General features: G+C 32.6%; 21 protein-coding genes and 1 riboswitch. Of the genes, 6 read left to right on the forward strand and 15 right to left on the reverse strand.

The window, feature by feature from the left end; all coding sequences use genetic code 11:
* Positions 1-14: 14 nt before the first annotated feature.
* Positions 15-1334, reverse strand: coding sequence for a diaminopimelate decarboxylase (lysA, locus tag AB1282_RS04825; protein ID WP_429898636.1), 1320 nt, complete (start codon positions 1332-1334; stop codon positions 15-17).
* Between the two features lie 133 nt (positions 1335-1467).
* A riboswitch (Lysine riboswitch) is annotated at positions 1468-1641 on the reverse strand.
* Between the two features lie 307 nt (positions 1642-1948).
* Here lysA and AB1282_RS04830 point away from each other — a divergent pair.
* A complete protein-coding gene (locus AB1282_RS04830; protein ID WP_082459629.1) occupies positions 1949-2887 on the forward strand; it encodes a cation diffusion facilitator family transporter in 939 nt (312 codons plus the stop codon).
* 74 nt (positions 2888-2961) lie between these two features.
* Here AB1282_RS04830 and AB1282_RS04835 read toward each other — a convergent pair whose 3' ends face one another.
* The 3 genes from AB1282_RS04835 to AB1282_RS04845 form a co-directional block, all read right to left on the reverse strand.
* On the reverse strand, positions 2962-3618 hold the full coding sequence (locus AB1282_RS04835; RefSeq protein WP_056476087.1) for a VC0807 family protein: 657 nt from the start codon (positions 3616-3618) through the stop codon (positions 2962-2964).
* A 226-nt stretch (positions 3619-3844) separates the two neighbouring features.
* The gene (locus AB1282_RS04840) at positions 3845-4312 is read right to left on the reverse strand and encodes a DinB family protein (protein ID WP_390312821.1); all 468 of its coding nucleotides are present in this window, start codon (positions 4310-4312) and stop codon (positions 3845-3847) included.
* A 174-nt stretch (positions 4313-4486) separates the two neighbouring features.
* A complete protein-coding gene (locus AB1282_RS04845; RefSeq protein WP_429898639.1) occupies positions 4487-4873 on the reverse strand; it encodes a DoxX family protein in 387 nt (128 codons plus the stop codon).
* Between the two features lie 175 nt (positions 4874-5048).
* Here AB1282_RS04845 and AB1282_RS04850 point away from each other — a divergent pair, with 175 nt between their 5' ends.
* Both AB1282_RS04850 and AB1282_RS04855 read left to right on the forward strand, forming a co-directional pair.
* Positions 5049-5693 (forward strand): TVP38/TMEM64 family protein, encoded by a 645-nt coding sequence (locus AB1282_RS04850; RefSeq protein ID WP_056476095.1) that lies wholly within the window; start codon positions 5049-5051, stop codon positions 5691-5693.
* A 112-nt stretch (positions 5694-5805) separates the two neighbouring features.
* On the forward strand, positions 5806-6114 hold the full coding sequence (locus tag AB1282_RS04855) for a DUF4870 domain-containing protein (protein ID WP_056476098.1): 309 nt from the start codon (positions 5806-5808) through the stop codon (positions 6112-6114).
* Positions 6115-6232: 118 nt separating this feature from the next.
* On the opposite strand, the gene AB1282_RS04860 is transcribed toward AB1282_RS04855, so the two are convergent.
* The 3 genes from AB1282_RS04860 to AB1282_RS04870 all read right to left on the reverse strand — a co-directional run bounded on the left by AB1282_RS04860 (position 6233) and on the right by AB1282_RS04870 (position 9478).
* The gene (locus AB1282_RS04860) at positions 6233-7117 is read right to left on the reverse strand and encodes a TVP38/TMEM64 family protein (RefSeq protein WP_429898641.1); all 885 of its coding nucleotides are present in this window, start codon (positions 7115-7117) and stop codon (positions 6233-6235) included.
* A gap of 286 nt (positions 7118-7403) precedes the next feature.
* The gene (locus AB1282_RS04865; RefSeq protein WP_056476105.1) at positions 7404-8234 is read right to left on the reverse strand and encodes an aldo/keto reductase; all 831 of its coding nucleotides are present in this window, start codon (positions 8232-8234) and stop codon (positions 7404-7406) included.
* A 41-nt stretch (positions 8235-8275) separates the two neighbouring features.
* Positions 8276-9478: an MFS transporter gene (locus AB1282_RS04870; protein WP_056476108.1), complete on the reverse strand. Its 1203-nt coding sequence runs from the start codon at positions 9476-9478 to the stop codon at positions 8276-8278.
* A 394-nt stretch (positions 9479-9872) separates the two neighbouring features.
* On the opposite strand from AB1282_RS04870, the gene AB1282_RS04875 reads away from it, so the two are divergent.
* Positions 9873-10238, forward strand: coding sequence for a winged helix-turn-helix transcriptional regulator (locus AB1282_RS04875; RefSeq protein WP_056476111.1), 366 nt, complete (start codon positions 9873-9875; stop codon positions 10236-10238).
* A 43-nt stretch (positions 10239-10281) separates the two neighbouring features.
* Here AB1282_RS04875 and AB1282_RS04880 read toward each other — a convergent pair whose 3' ends face one another.
* Positions 10282-10956, reverse strand: coding sequence for a hypothetical protein (locus AB1282_RS04880; protein WP_056476114.1), 675 nt, complete (start codon positions 10954-10956; stop codon positions 10282-10284).
* Between the two features lie 65 nt (positions 10957-11021).
* Positions 11022-12386 (reverse strand): alkaline phosphatase, encoded by a 1365-nt coding sequence (locus tag AB1282_RS04885; RefSeq protein WP_429898645.1) that lies wholly within the window; start codon positions 12384-12386, stop codon positions 11022-11024.
* Between the two features lie 296 nt (positions 12387-12682).
* Between AB1282_RS04885 and AB1282_RS04890 the strand changes: the two genes are divergently transcribed.
* Positions 12683-13225 (forward strand): copper resistance CopC family protein, encoded by a 543-nt coding sequence (locus tag AB1282_RS04890; protein WP_429898647.1) that lies wholly within the window; start codon positions 12683-12685, stop codon positions 13223-13225.
* Entirely contained in the window at positions 13222-14304 is a 1083-nt protein-coding gene (locus AB1282_RS04895) for a copper resistance D family protein (RefSeq protein ID WP_429898649.1), read from the forward strand. Before AB1282_RS04890 ends, AB1282_RS04895 begins: the two co-directional genes overlap by 4 nt.
* A gap of 54 nt (positions 14305-14358) precedes the next feature.
* On the opposite strand, the gene AB1282_RS04900 is transcribed toward AB1282_RS04895, so the two are convergent.
* From AB1282_RS04900 to AB1282_RS04925, 6 genes are all read right to left on the reverse strand, one after another.
* The gene (locus tag AB1282_RS04900; protein WP_156339746.1) at positions 14359-14523 is read right to left on the reverse strand and encodes a hypothetical protein; all 165 of its coding nucleotides are present in this window, start codon (positions 14521-14523) and stop codon (positions 14359-14361) included.
* Between the two features lie 88 nt (positions 14524-14611).
* The gene (gene mgsA, locus AB1282_RS04905) at positions 14612-15028 is read right to left on the reverse strand and encodes a methylglyoxal synthase (protein WP_056476125.1); all 417 of its coding nucleotides are present in this window, start codon (positions 15026-15028) and stop codon (positions 14612-14614) included.
* Between the two features lie 143 nt (positions 15029-15171).
* Complete coding sequence (locus tag AB1282_RS04910; RefSeq protein ID WP_429898651.1) at positions 15172-16599, reverse strand: sensor histidine kinase; 1428 nt, start codon at positions 16597-16599, stop codon at positions 15172-15174.
* Positions 16589-17263 carry a response regulator transcription factor gene (locus AB1282_RS04915; RefSeq protein ID WP_429898653.1) on the reverse strand — a complete coding sequence of 225 codons (675 nt, stop codon included), beginning with the start codon at positions 17261-17263 and terminating at the stop codon, positions 16589-16591. Before AB1282_RS04915 ends, AB1282_RS04910 begins: the two co-directional genes overlap by 11 nt.
* 341 nt (positions 17264-17604) lie before the next feature.
* Positions 17605-18273, reverse strand: a complete 669-nt coding sequence (locus tag AB1282_RS04920; protein ID WP_429898655.1) for a PspA/IM30 family protein — start codon at positions 18271-18273, stop codon at positions 17605-17607.
* A 1-nt stretch (position 18274) separates the two neighbouring features.
* Positions 18275-18688 carry a hypothetical protein gene (locus AB1282_RS04925; RefSeq protein WP_429898657.1) on the reverse strand — a complete coding sequence of 138 codons (414 nt, stop codon included), beginning with the start codon at positions 18686-18688 and terminating at the stop codon, positions 18275-18277.
* Positions 18689-19033 lie beyond the last annotated feature (345 nt).

The following is a 19033-nucleotide window of genomic DNA, read 5'->3' on the forward strand; positions in this document are numbered from 1 at the left end:
AAAACGTTAATTATCTATCTACGAGAGTTTTCGATGTAAACTCTGTCATTTCTAACTAAATCTTCATATGTTTCGCGACGAACTACTTCTCTTGAAACACCATCTTTCACAAACACTACTGCTGGACGACGGATACGGTTATAATTATTAGCCATTGAATACCCATAAGCACCCGTGCAAGATACAGCTAATAGATCATTGTTTTGTACAACTGGTAAGTTACAATCCCAAATTAGCATATCGCCACTTTCACAGCATTTACCAGCAATCGATACAACTTCTTTATTCTCATCATTTGCTCGATTTGCAAGCATCGCTTCGTATTTTGATCCGTATAGTGCAGGACGAATATTATCAGTCATTCCCCCATCAACAGATACATATTTACGAATTGAAGGAAGAGTTTTTGTTGAACCAATCGTATAAAGTGTTGTTCCAGCTTCACCTACAATACTACGTCCAGGTTCTAACCATAATTCTGGTAACTTGTAGTCTAGCTCTTCACATTGTTGTTTAATAATAGTAGTAATTTTTTCTATATGAATAGCAACAGCTAAAGGCTCATCTTCTGAAGTATAGCGAATACCAAAGCCTCCACCTACGTTTAATATTTCAGCTGTAAATCCTAAATCGTTTTTAAGTCCATTTAAAAAGTTCATTAATACATTGATTGCATGAACAAATCCGTCTGGTTCGAAAATTTGAGATCCTATATGTGAATGTACTCCTAATAATTTAAGGTTATTTGAATTTAATGAAACTCCCACTGCTTCATTAGCTTGACCAGACATAATATCGAATCCGAATTTAGAGTCTTCTTGGCCCGTCATTACATATTCATGTGTGTGTGCTTCAACACCTGGTGTAACACGTAATAATATTGATACTTCTTCATTACGTTGTTCAGCTAAGGCCTGTAATACTTCTAGTTCAAAGAAATTATCGACTACAAAACAACCGATTTTTGCATTTAAAGCTTCTTCAATTTCCTCAATTGTTTTGTTGTTTCCGTGAAAGTGAATTTTCTCAGCTGGATAACCTGCTTGCAAAGCTGTATATAACTCTCCACCAGAAACAACGTCTAGACAAAGACCTTCTTTTTCTATTAAGCGGGCTTGTTCAACACATAGGAACGCTTTACTCGCGTAAGCAACCTGATATTTCATTCCCGTTTCTCTTAAAGCTTCATGGAATTCCCTACATTTTGATTCAATTAATTCTTCGTCATAAATGTATAGAGGTGTACCGTAATTTTTTACTAAATCTACAGTATCACAACCTCCGATTTCTAAATGTCCTTCATTATTAATTCGACTATTACCATGTAAATACATTCGTATTCTCCCTTCAAATCAAATGTAAGATCATTCTAAGAAGCTAGCTTCAATGTATTAGTGTATTAAAAAAGACACATGAAGGATATGTTCATGTGCCTATCGCTTTTAAAAAGGACTTAGCCAATCACATCTCTTCAATAGCTCTTCACAAACACATGTGACAGTACTACATTTATTAAATGTAGTCCCAGAAATAAAATGTGTGGCAATTTATTTCTTCGGCATAGGATCCTTTCTCATTTCGTCATAGAACCCACAGTTCTCTAAAATGATACTCATATACAATGCAACCTCTACGAATAGACTGTTATTTTTTATATTAGTCTATGTATAACACAGTCTAAAAATAGATGTCAAACCATTTCTGAATAATATTGTCGATTTATATTCACTTCATACACACAGCTTTTCCTTTTCAAAATAATATCTATAATATAGAATATGTTTTATGCGAGAGAAAAGGTGATTCAAAAATGAAAAATCATTTAAATAAATATAAATTAAATCTAAAAAAAACAAACCACTAACAAACTGTTAGTGGTTTTTCTTTTTTGTTGCCTTATTACAAAACTCTTAACTGAAGTAGAAAAAATTGGACAGGGGTGAATAGATTGCGTTCAAGCAAAATAGCAGTACTTTCAATATGTAGTAACACATTCATCGTTTTATTAAAATTAATAGTCGGGATTTTTACAGGTTCCGTAGCAATTATCTCGGAAGCAATTCATTCTTTATTGGACTTAGTTGCTTCAGTCATTGCCTTTTTCTCTGTAAGGATTTCAAACAGACCACCCGATAAGGAGCATCCTTATGGTCATGGTAAGTTTGAAAATATTTCAGGTACAGTCGAAACAATCTTAATATTTGTAGCTGGTATTTGGATTATCATTGAATCTGTTGAAAAGTTACTTCATCCTACCCCAATAAAAATGCCAATTATCGGTGTATTCGTCATGTTAATTGGAGCGTTAATCAATTGGAGAGTAGGAAAAATCGTTCAAAAAGTAGGAAATGAAACTCATTCTGTTGCAATGCAATCAAACGCTTTGCATTTATTAACAGACGTTTATTCATCACTCGGAGTTGCAGTAAGTTTAATTTTAGTAAGTCTTACTGGTTGGGAATTTCTCGATGCATTGATCGGAATTGGAATCGCAATTTATATAATGAAGGAATCAATCGAACTTGGACGTAAATCGTTTACTCCCCTACTTGATACTGGGCTTTCTACAGATGAATTAAAACAAATCGAAAATGTATTAAATTCTTTTAAATCCCAATTTATCGAATACCATGACTTACGCACGAGACGTTCGGGTGCTGAGGAACATATAGATTTTCATTTAGTATTACCATCATACATGAGTATTGAAGAAGCCCATTTACTATGTGACAAAATAGAAGATGAAATAAAAAAGGTTTTAGTAGATCCTAAAATATTAATTCATGTCGAACCAGAAAATGAAAGAATACAAAAAATTGATTTCCTAAATACTTCTTCTAGAGAAGATCAGGAATTACAAGGAGTAGGAAATTCATTAAAAGGATAATTTGAAATCAGAAATTAAAAAACCCCACAAGGATTTTATACTTTGTGGGGTTCTTTCTATTGAAAGGACTTTTACTAAATAATAATTTCATCTGAAGGTTGCTCTGAGTCGTCTCCTTTTAGTTTTTGAGCTCTCATCGTAACCATTGCATAGCCGATTGCCATAATTATGCCAAAAACATATCCACCAACTGTAAAGATAATTGTACGTGAGTAATATGCTTTTAATCCATACGTATCAACCATCCACCATTGTGCAATAGCAAATAGTATATCTTTAATAATCCATGCGACAAACAAATACTGAAACACTTTAAATAGTGAAGGATGTTTATATAATTTTTTACTTTCTTCACGATCTTGCCCCTGTATTGCAGCAATATCAATCATAAAATAATATGGTAACGGCTTTCTCATAGCCATTAAAATTAAAAATACCACTACAACCCCAAAGTGATAATACACATTGTACAAAATTAAGTTTTTTGCAGAACCTAATGCCATTAAATCAACAGCAGTACTAACAGTTAATGTTGAGATAATAAAAATACCAGTAACATTAAACTGTTTAGTATACCAAAAACGAAATAAAGTATATAAAATCCCAGGAACCGTCGGTAAAAGCATCGCCCAATAGTCACTAAAATAGTGTTGTAATACTTTATATAAAACAAGCGGAAATACTAAATACAAAATTAGATCGTAAATAATTAAATTACTTTCTTTCTTCATTTATATAACCTCTTTTTTTAGGCTGTTTTCGTCATAATCGTTGCTATTTAATTGTATGATCAATGTTACTAAAAACAAAAATCAATTAGAAAGAGCCATATTTTATTTTGAATTACCACAATTTTCAAACTATCAAATTAACAAATTGTTAAACATGATTATAACAAAAAAATCTAAGAGCATAAACTCCTAGATTTAGTGTGTGGACAAAAGCGAAAAATTAACTCTATTGGCCAAGTGACTTTTTTAAACCATTAATTAATCCGGCATGTAGCCCTTCATGGAAAATGTTAAAGCTAATCATGTCTCGAACAGTCTTAATTTCAAAACTACCTAGCTTAATCTCTTTTAGAATACTTTCATCTAAACGTCCTTCATATGTAGAAATAACTTGTTCAACTTGTTGTTCTAATAATGTAACAATTTCCTCATATGATGGTGGCTCCTCTTGCCAGTCACTTGGTTTAGTCCCACCTTTGAAAAAGTCAATGAATTCCTTTGAAAGATGACCAGCATCACCAGTGTTAGCATAAAGTAATTGCTCATATGCCCCTAGTACATGACCAGCATTCCAAAGAATATTATTATTGAATCCTGCTGGTACTACATCTACAACTTCTTTTGAAACAGAACTAAGAACTTTCAAAGTATAAACCCTTGTAAACCTAAGTTGTTCAAAAATAGCATCTGCCATCTTGATCCCTCCAATTAATGTCATTATTAATAATATCGTATCATGAATGAGAGAGATTTTTCATGAAAAAGATTTTATCTCTCTATATACAGATAAGCGTTTTAGAGAAACAAAAAAGAAGCCTCAATAGATGAGACTTCCTCCATTCCTATTATATGCAAATCTATCAATCTCTTAAAATAAAACCATTGTTCCTGGACCAGTGAGCAATAACCCTACTGCAGCTGCAATAATTAATAGGTTAAACTCAAATCCGTTTGAAGTATTCCAGAATCCGTTCTTTATATGCACCTTTATTACCGCTATTGCCATTACTACAATTATTAACCATGCACCTATTTCTGTATATACACCAGCCGCTACAAAGAATCCACCTACAATTTCTGCCGCTCCCGTTATAAAAGCAAAAAATGCACCAGGTTTGATTCCAATCGACTCTAGCCATTGTCCAGTTCCTTTAATACCGTAACCACCAAACCAACCAAATACTTTCTGCACCCCGTGACCTAATAAAATAATACCTAAAACTAGTCTAATAACTAATAGGCCTTCATCAAGCATATCTCCACCTCAATTCTCTTTAATTTGAGATATTTAGTGCATAATTATTTTTATTCATTTTTTGACATGTTTATGACCTTTATTATTAATTTTTAAAAATGAATCAGTTTTCTTGTATTTGAGGAATAGAATACTATAACAGAAGATTTTCTAACGTAAAAGGAGAGCATAAATCATGAAAAAAGTCGTACCACTAACTATAATCGGCTTTTGGATTTTAATGCTACTACTCGCTATTCGATATCATTTATTTCATTTATCATTGCAAGATATAAAACATTTTATTGCTAATTCTTCTATCAATCCGATGCTATTATTTGTCGCTATTTTCTGTGCAAGAATCTTTCTATTTATTCCTAGCTCTGTATTAATTGTAGTAGGTAGCTTGTTTTTTCACCCGTTTGAAACCATTCTCTTATCATTAATCGGAATGGCTATCACAGAAACAATTATTTACCTATTAAGTAAAAGTATTTTAAGTGACTCGATCCAGCAATTCATGGAGAATAAATATCCATCTCTATTTGAAGAGATAATTTTGAACAGAAAGAGATACTTATTCTTAACAGTTGCAACTCCCCTAGCGCCGACAGATGGCGCATGCTTTATCGCAGCCTCAACTAATATGAAATACTTGTCCTATATAGCAATTGTTTTTGCTGGTAATATCCCGATTGCAGTTCTTTATACTTTATACGGAAATTTCTTGCTTGGCTCGCCATGGATTACAATCTGTATAACCGCTACTATCTTAGTTGGATTTTTCATTTACATTTCTTTAAAAAAGAGACAAAAAAAGGATACACATTACTCAGCCTAAACTTTTTCAATTTAAATATTTTCAAAAATTATTAATAAATAAATCGATTTTTATATATAAATTAAACTATACTAAGATTAATTAAAATTCTTTAAGAAATCGAGGTAAAAAGATGGAAACAAATAAGATTTTGTCCTCATTATGTTATTTCAGTGTATTCTTCGCACCTTTCTTATTCCCTATAATTGTTTATTTTGTCGCAAAGGATCACCATCTAAAATCGCATTCTAAACGAGCTCTTTTTTCACATATACTCCCATTTCTAACAATTATTATTTTGGCGGTTATTTCTCTTTTCACTTTTAATACTTTTGGTGATGGTGCAGGCTTTGCTCTTATTGGTGGATTTGTTTTAGCATTCATTGTTAATTTAATTGTCTTTATATGGAATATTGTTCAAGGTATTAAAGTTTTAATGTAAATCGTCTTTTTTTCTACATTATTTCTCAGGAAATTTTTAATTTCGACAAAAGCAATTTAATACTTACTTAATGAGTAAAAAGGCAATGTAAGGTTTAACCATTACATTGCCTTTTTTATTATTCACTTTGAGCTACGTAAACTTCTTTTGAATTAGTTCGTTTAATTGATTTCTTAATCATAAATGATAAAGATAAGATGCAGGCAATTAAAATGGAGCTAGTTAAAGCTATTTGCGATGTTGTTAAAGAGAAAAATTTAGCCAAATAGACAGAGTATGATAGGAGAGATGATGTAATTAATTTTGACATCGAAGCAATTAATAGAAACTTTTTGAAAGATACTTTGCTAATTCCTGCCCCGACACAAATAATTTCATCTGGTAAAATCGGAATGATAAACATTAAAGTTAAAATAATTGTTTCATTTTTTTGGATATATTCCTGATATTTTTTTAACTGTCTTTCTTTTACAAACTTAGAAACTAATTTAAGTCCACCTATTCTTGCTAAGAAATACATAATGACAATACCTAAAGTTGAACCTAAAAATCCGATTAACGCTCCTGAAAACGTTCCGATTACAGCACTGCCTGCAGGAATAGTAAGTGCTTCTGGTAAAGGTAAAAAAATTGGTTGAAATAAACAGATTAAGAAAAATAATAATTTTGCAGTTGTAATATGATTGGTTAATATTCGCTCAACTCCGTACCTATCTACGAATACTAGAAATTGACTGGCATAAAATAGCATTCCCACTACCGATACACAAAGTAGTAAACTAATTAGCGCTATTTTTGTAACCTTTAAAAACTTTTTATGATTCGATACAATCAAATAGAAATCTAGCAACAGAATTCCCATGATTGCCAAAATAAATGATATTTTATAGATCGTCACGACAGTAGGTAAACTAATGACTAATATTAAGATCGATATTGTAGCTAATATGATGTGTATCGTAAGTTCTTTCATCGTATTAAACTGTTTTTTCTCTTTCTTCAAAGTAAACAACTCCTCTACTACAGCTTGACCGTTCTCCAATATTTTTCGCTACTATGTTTATAGTAATGAAACGGTAAATAATTTGAAACGAACTTAAGTATTAAACTTAGTAAGTCTTAAGTCTTACGGTGAGGAAGTTTTTTGTAAATGAAAATTGTTATATTCGAATATTCGACTCTTAATACAAAATGCCTCTATGAATTAGATAGAATTTATTATTTTTTTGTATGATTAGAAATAAAAACGACTGTCAAAGATTTGACAGTCGTTTACTTTTTTTATTTAATTAAAAATCAAAGTTGTCAGGGTCTGGACCAACTCGGTGGTTTTGGTTTAGGGAGTTGATTTGGCTCATATCTTCTTCTGTTAGTTCAAAGTCGAAAATATTTGCGTTTTCTTGAATGCGATGTTCTTTGATTGATTTTGGTATGATTACAATACCATTTTGTAAATGCCAACGTAATACAACTTGAGCAATTGATTTATTATGTTTGTTTGCTATTTGTGATAGTGTTTCACTTTCAAATAATTGTCCTTGCATTAATGGAGCCCATGCTTCTACTTGAATTGAATTTTCTTTTAAAAATTCTCTTAGTTCAACTTGGCTTAGCATTGGGTGTAATTCAACTTGATTGATCATAGGCATTATTTCAGCATTCGCCATTACTTCTTTCAGGTGATGAATTTGGAAGTTACTCATTCCGATTGCTTTTACTTTACCGTCTTTGTATAGCGTTTCAAGTGCTTTCCATGATTCAACATATTTACCTTCTACTGGCCAGTGGATTAAATATAGGTCTAAATAATCAAGACCTAGTTTTTTCAAACTTAATTCGAAAGCATCAATAGTTGATTGGTAGCCTAAATCAGCATTCCATACTTTTGATGTAATAAATAAGTCTTCACGTTTAAGTCCATTTTCTTCAAGAGCTTCTCTAATTCCTTGTCCTACGCCTTCTTCGTTTTGGTAGATTGCTGCAGTGTCGATACTACGGTAACCATTTCGTATTGCCGCTTTTACAGAATCAATTACGACTTGTCCATCTTCTACTTGGAATACTCCTAACCCAATTACTGGCATTTCTAAACCATTATTTAATTTAACTAATTTATTCATTTTTTATTTCTCCTTTTATTTATATAATATTTTTTAAAAATTTACTTTTTCTTTTCTAATGAAGCGCTCCAGATACTTAGCAGAACCGCTCCAAAGACCATGATTCCACCAATCCAAGGTGTATGAATCAAGCCGATTGTATCTACAACTAAACCACCAATAAATGCTCCTATTGCAATACCTACGTTGAATGCTGCTATATTTAGCGCTGATGCAATATCTACAGCTGATGGGACATGCTTTTCTGCTAATTTCACAACATAAATTTGAAGACCAGGTACATTCATAAAAGCAAGTAAGCCTAGGAAGAAAATCGTTACAATTCCTACTAGTTTAAATGGTGCTGTAAACGATAGAATGATGAGCACAATTGCTTGAATAGCAAACATCCATGTTAATGCTTTTAAAGGATTTTTATTAGCAGCCTTCCCACCGATAGTATTACCAAGTGCTACTGCAACTCCATAAACAAGTAAGATAATACTTACAGAGTTTGGAGCAAAGCCGGTAATTTTTTCAAGGATTGGTGACAAGTAAGTGAATGCTACAAAAGTACCTCCATATCCTAATGCTGTAATGGCAAAAGCCAAAAGTAATGGTCCATTTTTTAGAACTTTCAGGTTATCACTTAATTTTGATGCTGGCGGTTGTTTAATTGATTTCGGAACTAATATTGCAATAGCAATGATTGCAATTACACCTAATAATGCCACAGCTCCAAAAGTAGATCTCCATCCAAAATGCTGACCAATAAATGTGCCTAATGGAACACCAGTTACAGTTGCAACGGTTAAGCCAGTAAACATAAATGCAATCGCACTTGCACGTTTGTTTTCAGGAACTACATCTGCTGCAATTGTTGAACCGATTGAAAAGAACACTCCATGTGAAAATGAAGTAATGATTCGAGCAACTAACAACAGTCCAAAACTAGTCGAAAAGGCAGCAACACTATTACCTACTATAAAAATAATCATTAAAAGCATTAATAACGATTTTCTACCAATCTTATTTGTTAGTGCCGTTAAAATTGGTGCTCCAAAAGCAACACCCATAGCATATCCAGAAATTAATAATCCTGCTAATGTAATTGAAATTTTTAAATCACCAGCTAGAGTTGATAATAAACCAACGGGAACAAATTCAGTTGTTCCGATACCAAATGCACTAATGGCAAGAGCCATTAAAGCAGGTGTGCCACTTTTTTTCTCTTGTATTTTAATCGAAGCAGCAGTCGAACTCATAAAACTCCTCCTTGTGTTATCATTATTTTTATTATTAGTTTGAATACAAAGAGACATGGCGCCTGAATAAAGTCTCTTCGTCATTCAAAACATAAATGAAATGAAATAGTAAAAGATTAACGTCTTCATCTGTACGTTTACTTTTTATAAATGTTTGTTAATCAATTAACTATTGTCATTATGCGCGATAGGATTGATTAAAAGAAGTATGTACTTTGAAGTGATATAGTTACTTTTTAGTAACATTTAAGTGAATAAAGGATTAAAACAGAGAAAATTTATAAAAAAATTTTTAACCAGACTTGAAACTACACAGTTTACGAAGAGAATGTTATGATGTTTTAATCATTAAAAATATGTTGCGTAAGTAAATATGAAAGAAGGAGAGGCGAAAATGAAAAAATACAATATCCCAGTTGAGGCTTCCTTAGATGTAATCGGTGGCAAATGGAAGGTTGTGATTCTTTGTCATTTAACAAAAGGTACAAAAAGGACTTCTCAATTAAAAAAATTAATGCCGAACATTACTCAAAAAATGTTAACTCAGCAGCTAAAGGAATTACAGGAAGATAATATTGTTCACCGAAAAGTATTTAATCAGGTTCCGCCAAAAGTGGAATATTCCTTAACTGATTACGGATGGTCTTTAAAAGAAGTATTAGACTTACTGTGCTCTTGGGGAGAAAATCATATTGAATGTATGTACCCTGACAAAAATGACGTACTTCTTCCACCAGTTGAGGATGAGATAACCCTATAAAATAAAAAAACTCCTTTTTCAGAAAGGAGTTTTTTTCTGCAATCTATTTAAAATCTACTTTTACTTTTTGTGCTTTCGCAATTACTTTATGTTGATCATCTAATACATCACTAGTTGTTAACTCGATCCATTTTAGACTAGGATCAGTATGTTCTACTATAAATCCCATTGCACCTTGCTTTGAACCATTAGGATTGATTTCCCCACCTAAATATTCAATATAGAAGTCATCTTTAAATTCTTTTACTTCATTATTACTTGTCATCAAATGGGCAACTGGACCAAAGTGTAATTGTTTATCGGAGTGGTTAATGATTTCTACCTCTACCTTAATGAATCGAAAGCTTTCATAGCTTTCAGTATAATAATGAAAATAATCCATTAAAGAATACGTCGGTAAGTTTTTGATCAGCTTAATCTGTTTAATTTTCATTTCAATCGGCCCAATTGAGTAAGACTTATTTAATGAAGCAATACCCTCTAAAGTTACTTCACCCTTCTCGTCTTTGAGTGTTTGACCTTTAAGGCGTAAGCTTGTATCATCTGAAACCTGTGGGTTTGGCACATATATATCGTTTAAAGACTTTGCTTTGCTTTTGGTTATTGTAGAGACCTTTTTTATGTTTTCTGCTGAAGCAGTAGTTGTTTTCTCCTTCTGAACTAAGCTACATCCTGAAAGCATTAAAGATAGTAAAATAAATGGAATCAATTTTTTCATTTAAATCCCCTTTCATCCTTAAATCCCGTTAAATAAAGGTCATTTAACGGGATCTGATTTTTTACTTATTTACCATTCTTTAAAATTCTAAAGATGTTTTTAGCTTGGTCAGTATTATCAATTTTTCCTGCAAATAATTGGCTACCAGGACCATACGCATAAACATTTACGTCTTCACCCGTGTGACCACCTGTAGTCCAACCAGTTACTGAACGGTTATCAAAGATTGCTTCGATTGCATTATCAATCTCTAACATATTTTTTGAATCTGCCGCTTTTTTAACAGATTGAATTTCTTCAGGCTTCAATTCTAAGTTAATATTCGCTTTTAATGTTTTTTCTACATCTGCACCTTTACTAATTTGTTCAGCCATAAAATCAGGAGTACGTTTAGCAGCAGCAATCGGTGCTCCGTACCAATTGTAATCACCTCTTGCTCCAATTGAATAGCCACCTGTTGAGTGGTCTGCTGTTGCAACGACTAATGTATGCTTGTCCTTTTTAGCAAATGCGATTGCAGCTTTAAATGCTTTTTCAAAATCTTCCATTTCACTCATTGCCGCAACGATATCGTTATCATGTCCAGCCCAGTCAATTTGACTACCTTCTACCATTAAAAAGAATCCATCTTTATCTCTGTTTAATTTTTCAATTGCTGTATTTGTCATATCGCTTAATGCTGGCATCGAATCATCACGGTCGATCATCTTCGGCATTCCACCAGAAGCAAATAAACCTAATACTTTATTGTTTTTATCCTTTAACATTTGGTTTTTATTCGTTACATAAGAGTAGCCATCTTTTTTAAATAACTTTGTTAAATCACGATCTTCTCGTACAAAGTTACTTAATCCACCTCCAAGCATGACATCAATTTTATGTCCACCTTTAATTAGTTCATCGTAATAATCATCCGCAATTGCATTCATATTTTTACGACTTACATCATGAGCACCATAAGACGCTGGTGTAGCATGTGTAATTTCTGAAGTTGCAACAAGTCCTGTCGCTTTACCTTTTTCTTTTGCTGCCTCAAGCACTGTTTTTACTCTTGAGCCATCATTATCTACTCCAATTGCTGCATTATATGTTTTAACTCCCGCTGACATGGCTGTTGCCGCTGCCGCAGAGTCAGTAATATTTTGCATTGGATCTTCAGGATATGTCATTTGTTGCCCTACTAAGTAATGATCGAATTCTGTTTGTTCAACTTCTTTTGTTTTTGGATCATCTTTTAAATAACGATAAGCAGTCGTGTATGAAACACCCATTCCATCACCAATTAAAAAGATCACATTTCTAATTTCATTCTTGTTTGGTTCCTTAGCTTGTACTGTATGATTAGCAAATGAACCAATCAACGAACCAAATGCTATCGTTGAAAGTACAGCCACTGGAATTAACTTTTTCTTAAAATTGTTTCTAAACATAAAAAAACCTCCCATAAATTAAAATTTCATTAGATTCCACCTCTTAATTTTAATGAAATTTTATTAATTTACTTTGGAGGTTATGTAAATAAAGTATAAAGAATTGTTTTAAAAAAACTAATTTTCTTAATTAAACTGAGTAGTTACGACAACTTCACAAATATCTCACAATTTTATACTAAAATGTCTAATGGAATAGAGTGCCTAATTTAACTAAGATAATAATAGTTCATAATTACAAGCTTTTACCTTATATTAAATTAAGCACAAATATTTACATAAAGAAGGAGATTTATATGAAAAAAGGTTTATCAATCATTATTTTACTGCTATTTTTATTCCCAACTATGGCGAGTGCGCATACGAAGCTTGTTTCTTCTAATCCATCAAATGGGCAAGTAATCACTGAACCAATTAAACAAATTACGCTTGAATTCGAAGAGGCTCTTGAGCAATTAGGTACAATCAAATTATTTAAAGCTGGAACTGCTACAGCTGTTACAAATGTTTCTATTAAAGGTAATAAATTAATTGCTGATCTACCAAACGGTTTAGAAAATGGTGATTATAAGGTCGAGTGGAAAGTAGTAAGTGAAGATGGTCATCCGGTAACAGGTCAAATTCCTTTCAAAGTGCAATTAAAGCAAGTTGAAACTAAAACGACAACTGAAAATAAAACAACTGACAAGGCAGTTAAGGATCAAACGCCTACAAAAGAAAAACAAAAAGAGGCTACTCCTAAAAAAGAAAGATCTAAATATCTTATTCCATTAATTGCAATCGGTCTATTTGGAATTGCATTAATGGTTGGTGGAGTTGTTCTTTGGAATAGAAAATGAGTTATATCGTTCCAATCACTGAGTTTATAACCTATATCCTTTATTCGATATTGGCAGGAAAGTTTGTATTAGATTTTGTACCGTCAGATAAAAAACCAACAATCAGCATTTCGAAAGGTACTGTTTATTTGGTTATTGTCGGTATATTGTTCTTTTCACTATTCCCTGCTCTACGAATTATTACCTTTTTCCTAGATGATGTTCAACTTAATACAGCCATTTATTCTGTTTTCATAAAAACAGCTATAGGTAATGCATGGATCTACTCGAGTATGTTTGCCATTATGCTTGTCATTAACATTTATAGCGATGGGAAAAAGTTTTTTAATTTCTTTTGGTTATTCATGATGATTTTAAGTATCGGTTATGCAGGTCATATTACCTCTATGAATTTTTGGACGGGTTTTATTTTTCAAAGTAGTCATTTTCTAATGGTTTCTATTTGGAGTGGAATTCTATTTAATGTCACTTGGTTAGCTAAAGATACAAATAACTATGGTAAATTCTTAAAATGGTTTACACCTTTAGCCATCATCTGCGTGTTAATTATTTTTATTAGTGGTGTAGTCTTAATGCTAGAAGTCGTTAATTTAAAAGACTATACGAATGCATGGATACTGCCATATGGACAAATGTTAGTATTGAAGCACATTAGTATCATTCCAGTATTGTTTTTTGCATTTTTCAATGGCGTACTAATGAAAAAATCCGTTGAAGATTCTTCAAATGGCATTCGTAGCTGGTTAAAGGCAGAGTATATTACCATCACACTTGTGTTCTTTTTTACGGCTATAATGGGTACTAAATCACCGCCACATAATATTAGTGTGACTTTGCAAAATGAAGGGCCATCTAAATGGATTGAATGGATTATGGGGATTGATATTACTTTACCTATTAGAATAGCTTTTACTTTTACGCTAGAAGGCACAATGTTAATGAGTATGTCGATCATTTTCCTAGTGTTATTAGTCATCAGCTATATGAAAAAGACAACAATCATGCTATCGATTACATTTAGTCTTTGCTTTGTGATTACAATGTATCTTGGTCTAATGTATAACGTATCAGTTCAATAAAAAAAGATTGTACTATGTATTTAAAGTACAATCTTTTTTCTTTTGTATCTAGTTTTACCGTCCGTGTCTCCATTTAGTTGGCTTTCCTGATGAAGGGCAGTTAGGGAACTTTTGTCCTGCTTGTAATTCAATATGCTCTCCGTCTTTATCAGTATAATAGCCCGAGATTTTTACTGTTTCACCTGTATCATGTGTATGTCCAAATTCTTGATTATCCATCATAAACCTCCTTTTCAACTGAACTAGAATTACTTTTTCCTTCATCATAGTTAATTATTCGATTACTTTATCTTTTTTAAGATTTTGTTTATCTTTCACGAATTTGTTTATCATGTACGATGTTTCTCCACTTTAGGTCCCCACGCTCTAGACCATGTATTAAAATTTCTGCTGTACCCATATTCGTTGCTAAAGGAATTGAGTAAACATCACATAAACGAATTAAAGCCAAAATATCCGGTTCATGCGGTTGCGCTGTTAGTGGATCGCGAAAGAAGATAACAATATCCATTAAATTCTTAGCTATTAACGCACCGATTTCCTGATCTCCTCCAAGTGGTCCGGAATTAAATCGATGTATTTTTAAATTTGTATTTTCCATTATTTTTGTTCCAGTTGTTCCTGTTGAATATAATTCATGTTTAGATAAAATAGATTCATATGCCATTGCAAAATTTACTAAATCTTTTTTCTTTTGATCGTGTGCAATGAAAGCAATTTTCAACGTCAACATTCCTCTCTTTTAGGAAAAATGGATTTCCAATTTCAGCAATTGTTTCGTATTAAACAATAGGAAACGACTCCATTCAAAAAATTAACCTTTTATATTTTTTACTTCTTTGTATCGGTTATTCTACTCTTAAAAGCTTATGCCTTTTTACTATTCATATTAGAAGTTGGAATCCCAATAGTAAACGTACTTCCTTTTCCAACTTCACTATTTACTTGAATAGTTCCATTATGAATTTCCACGATCCATTTTGCAATTGCCAAGCCTAAACCATGGCTTCCAATTTGTCTAGATCTTGATTTGTCAGATCGATAAAAACGGTCAAATATTCGGGCATGGTCTTCCGGTTTAATCCCAATACCAGTATCTGTTACTTGGATGCATAGTTCATTTTCTTTATCCGAGAGAACTAACCGGACCTCTCCCCCAATAGGTGTATACTTAATCCCATTATCTATTAATATATATAAGAGCTGTGATAATTTTTCAGAGTCTCCCTGGGCGATTACATTCTCTGGAGCAGTTAAGTTTAAATTGATTTGTTTTGATGCTGCTAACGGTTGTAGAGATACAATCGCCTTTTCTGCAATGGAGCGAAACTCAAACTTTTCTAATTTAATTTCAACTTTATCTGAGTCTGAACGAGCTAATGTTAATAATCCGCTGACTAAGTTTGTCATCCTTTTTACTTCGTCTTTCATATTAAATAAAAGCTTTCGAGAAAAATCATCTTTCTCTGTATCGATTGTCATTTCCATTGCATCGATTGACGATAACAAAACGCTTAATGGTGTTCTTAATTCATGAGATGCATCTGCAACAAATTCGCGCTGTCGATTAAATGATTTAAAGATTGGGATCATCGCTTTTTTTGACATAAAAAAACTAATATATAGTGCAACTCCAGAAAATACGATTGTTAAGCCAACTAGTATGATGACAACAAATTTGAATAAATGATAAACATCCGAAATATCTTTTCCAACATAGATTGTACCGATAAAATCTCCTTTATAAAATAGCGGTTTACCTGATACCATCAAACTAATCTCTTTTCGATCTGAAGGAACATGTATTTCATGATCATGGAATTTTCTCATGTCCTTTTCAAACTCTTCATGCTCTATTTTAATTTTTACCTTTCGGGTTTCATTCCCTTTAGGAATCCAACTTTTTATTTGCCCAAACAATCTAGTCCTTATTTGAGGGATATCCTCCTGTCCCATTATTAATTCGCCATTTGGATTAACTACATAATAAAAAAATTGGTCCACACCGGCTAAAACTACTTCTTGGTTATCGTCCCTTAGGTTTCCTTGTTGATTTTGAATCATATAATTTTCGATAATTTTTGATTCTTGGCTAGCCAATGATTCAACTGTACGTCTTTGATCATTCATTATGACTACATATAACACTGCAAAGACTATGATGATGAATATAATTAGAAAAAGCATGACAAGGCCGCTATATAGTACTGTTAAGCGATTTTGCGTACGCTTAAAAACATCCCTTCCTCCGCAATTTCGAAAATCACGTAAATAAGATATAAGATTAGTGATCAAATTTATATCCTACCCCTCTAATGCTTTGTAGCAAATCTTGTTTACCAAGCAAATCTAGTTTCTTTCGAAGAAGTTTAACAGTGGCATCAATCGTTTTCATTGCAACATCTGAATCAAAGCCCCATACACGCTCCAAAATAATTTCACGAGGTAATACTTGCCCTTTATTCTGTATTAAAAAATCAACTAATTGAAATTCGCGTGGGCTTAATTGTATTTCAGTATCTCCACCTCTGATTGATTGGCTTGTACGATTTAGAATCATATCACTAATAAGAATTTCTTCCTCTAGTATAGGAGCATAATTACGCCTAGAAAGTGCTCTTAATCGAGCAAGTAGCTCATCAATTTCGAAAGGTTTAACTAAATAATCATCAGCTCCTGAGTCCAGTCCTACAATGCGATCCTCTAAGGCGTCTTTAGCTGTAAGGATTAGAATCGCTCCTGAATATCCTTCTTTTCGTAACCTACGACACACTTCTATTCCTGTTCCTCCTGGCATCATCCAATCTAATATTAATACATCATAATGGGTGTTCGTAGCGTAATAGTAAGCTTCTTCTCCTTCTGTAACCCACTCCACTTTATAACCTGCTTTTTTCTTTAACATATAACTGATTAGCTCACCAAGTTTCAAATCATCTTCAGCTAGTAGTATATTCATTATCAAAAATACTCCCTCGTTTTATATCTCTATATTTTTCGCTTGTCTTCTTCATCTTTTCCATTTTCAAATCAATTATAAATTGATCTACTCACCACTTAACACTTTACAGGTTGTTTGAAGTGGGAGATTCTTGGGAACTGAGCATATCATTGAGATATGAAGCAGACAACAAAAAAGCCTTTAAGCTTACGCACACTAACCGACATTCATCTCCCACCTATTACTGGTGTTATCACACCTTCACGGAATTGAGGAAGGAGTCTTCTGTCGGATAATAATAAAAGGAAGCACCCGTTAATTAATACGGTGCTCCCCGATATTTCTTTTAAATCATGACCTTAGGCAGTTTCCACAGCATGCTGTTTTAGCTTTTGTAGTTCTTCTTCTATTTCTTCACTCATTACATTATCTTTATATCCATTAGATAGGTTACTATGATATGCAAATTTATTTTGAGCTTGTACTTCTGCCTCCATCATAAGTATTCGATCTTCTGCACGTGCGATTCCATTTGCGATTGTTTCTGAATTAAATGAAACAGATGTTTGCTGAATTTGTTTAATTGATTTTGCTATATTTGCTCTGGATACTAGTAATAGTCTTTTATGCAGATACTCATTATATTTACCTTTCAGTTCATCTAATTTTTCATATAGTGACTGAGTTTGATTTTGAATTGTATTAAGCTGCTCTGTATAGAGGATTAATTGTTTTTCATGAACAAGTTTTTCCTGTATAGCCAGTTTTGCAATGGAATCTTCTCCATTTTCAACTGCTAGCTTAGCTTGTCCACTTCTTTTGTTTACCAGTCCTTCTGTCTCCAAGATCAATGCTTTTTGCTTATTCTCTAGATAGATTTGACGAGAGAGTGCTTCCTGACCTTTCAAAAGATCTTCTTCCATTTCTCTAATATATTGATTCAACATTGAAATTGGATCTTCTAAACCATCCAGTGCTCCATTCACTTTAGCCAACGATATTGATTTCATTCTTTTAAAAATGCCCATTTTATTTATTCTCCTTTTTTGATAGTAGATTTTTTTCCCATTTATCCAATAAATCTGCGTTTGTTCTGTTTACAGGTGTGTTAAAACTAGTTGTATCTAATGAAATTTGATTAACCGGGCTAGCTTGTCCCTTTTTAACTAACTTTTTAAAGATAAAAGCCACAACCGCAAATGCGATTAAAAGGAATAATACTAAACCAATCCAAGAAAAATCATGAAAATGGTGTGGACCATGCATCATCTGATGTGACCTAAATTCGTTTCGACCGTCTCGATCCATGAACATGGAATGTTGATAATCAGCAAAACGTCTTTCATGAAAACCACCTAGAAATCTAAGAAAAAACTGTACCCCTAAAACAAAAACTGCTGTTATAGAGACCCACGTAAATATTCTCTTTACTCTTTTATTCATGTTATTTCCCTCCTCTCATTTCTTAATAAATTGAATTCTAATAGAGGATGGTGAAATTATGGTGAAAACAAAAAATTAATTTTGTTCATCAAAAAAAGATAGGTAACAGGTTTTCATCTGCTTTCCTATCTCTTTTTACGTATATTTATTTATAGGCCTCAATTAATTAATCCGGTCCCTTTAATTTTCACTTCAAAACAGTAAATTTTTAGTAGCCTCTTTTGTTATTAAAATTCAACCTGATTTGGTTTTTTTATTACAACACGCTCATCATCTTCACTAACATGAAAGTCATCTTTTGTTGGAATGAAGTTTTCATCGTAAATTTTTATCATCGTTTTCACT

The organism is Gottfriedia sp. S16(2024), assembly GCF_050473765.1.
Classification (GTDB): domain Bacteria; phylum Bacillota; class Bacilli; order Bacillales; family Bacillaceae_G; genus Gottfriedia.

Excerpts from the sequence above, each read along its gene's own strand:
- lysA (WP_429898636.1), bottom strand. The coding sequence starts at position 1,334 with ATGTATTTACATGGTAATAGTCGAATTAATAATGAAGGACATTTAGAA.
- AB1282_RS04840 (WP_390312821.1), bottom strand. The coding sequence starts at position 4,312 with ATGGCAGATGCTATTTTTGAACAACTTAGGTTTACAAGGGTTTATACT.
- AB1282_RS04880 (WP_056476114.1), bottom strand. The coding sequence starts at position 10,956 with ATGAAAAAATTGATTCCATTTATTTTACTATCTTTAATGCTTTCAGGA.
- AB1282_RS04870 (WP_056476108.1), bottom strand. The coding sequence starts at position 9,478 with ATGAGTTCGACTGCTGCTTCGATTAAAATACAAGAGAAAAAAAGTGGC.
- AB1282_RS04845 (WP_429898639.1), bottom strand. The coding sequence starts at position 4,873 with ATGCTTGATGAAGGCCTATTAGTTATTAGACTAGTTTTAGGTATTATT.
- AB1282_RS04895 (WP_429898649.1), top strand. The coding sequence starts at position 13,222 with ATGAGTTATATCGTTCCAATCACTGAGTTTATAACCTATATCCTTTAT.
- AB1282_RS04850 (WP_056476095.1), top strand. The coding sequence starts at position 5,049 with ATGAAAAAAGTCGTACCACTAACTATAATCGGCTTTTGGATTTTAATG.
- AB1282_RS04915 (WP_429898653.1), bottom strand. The coding sequence starts at position 17,263 with ATGAATATACTACTAGCTGAAGATGATTTGAAACTTGGTGAGCTAATC.
- AB1282_RS04875 (WP_056476111.1), top strand. The coding sequence starts at position 9,873 with ATGAAAAAATACAATATCCCAGTTGAGGCTTCCTTAGATGTAATCGGT.
- AB1282_RS04925 (WP_429898657.1), bottom strand. The coding sequence starts at position 18,688 with ATGAATAAAAGAGTAAAGAGAATATTTACGTGGGTCTCTATAACAGCA.
- AB1282_RS04865 (WP_056476105.1), bottom strand. The coding sequence starts at position 8,234 with ATGAATAAATTAGTTAAATTAAATAATGGTTTAGAAATGCCAGTAATT.
- AB1282_RS04885 (WP_429898645.1), bottom strand. The coding sequence starts at position 12,386 with ATGTTTAGAAACAATTTTAAGAAAAAGTTAATTCCAGTGGCTGTACTT.
- AB1282_RS04900 (WP_156339746.1), bottom strand. The coding sequence starts at position 14,523 with ATGGATAATCAAGAATTTGGACATACACATGATACAGGTGAAACAGTA.
- AB1282_RS04835 (WP_056476087.1), bottom strand. The coding sequence starts at position 3,618 with ATGAAGAAAGAAAGTAATTTAATTATTTACGATCTAATTTTGTATTTA.
- AB1282_RS04890 (WP_429898647.1), top strand. The coding sequence starts at position 12,683 with ATGAAAAAAGGTTTATCAATCATTATTTTACTGCTATTTTTATTCCCA.
- AB1282_RS04920 (WP_429898655.1), bottom strand. The coding sequence starts at position 18,273 with ATGGGCATTTTTAAAAGAATGAAATCAATATCGTTGGCTAAAGTGAAT.
- AB1282_RS04855 (WP_056476098.1), top strand. The coding sequence starts at position 5,806 with ATGGAAACAAATAAGATTTTGTCCTCATTATGTTATTTCAGTGTATTC.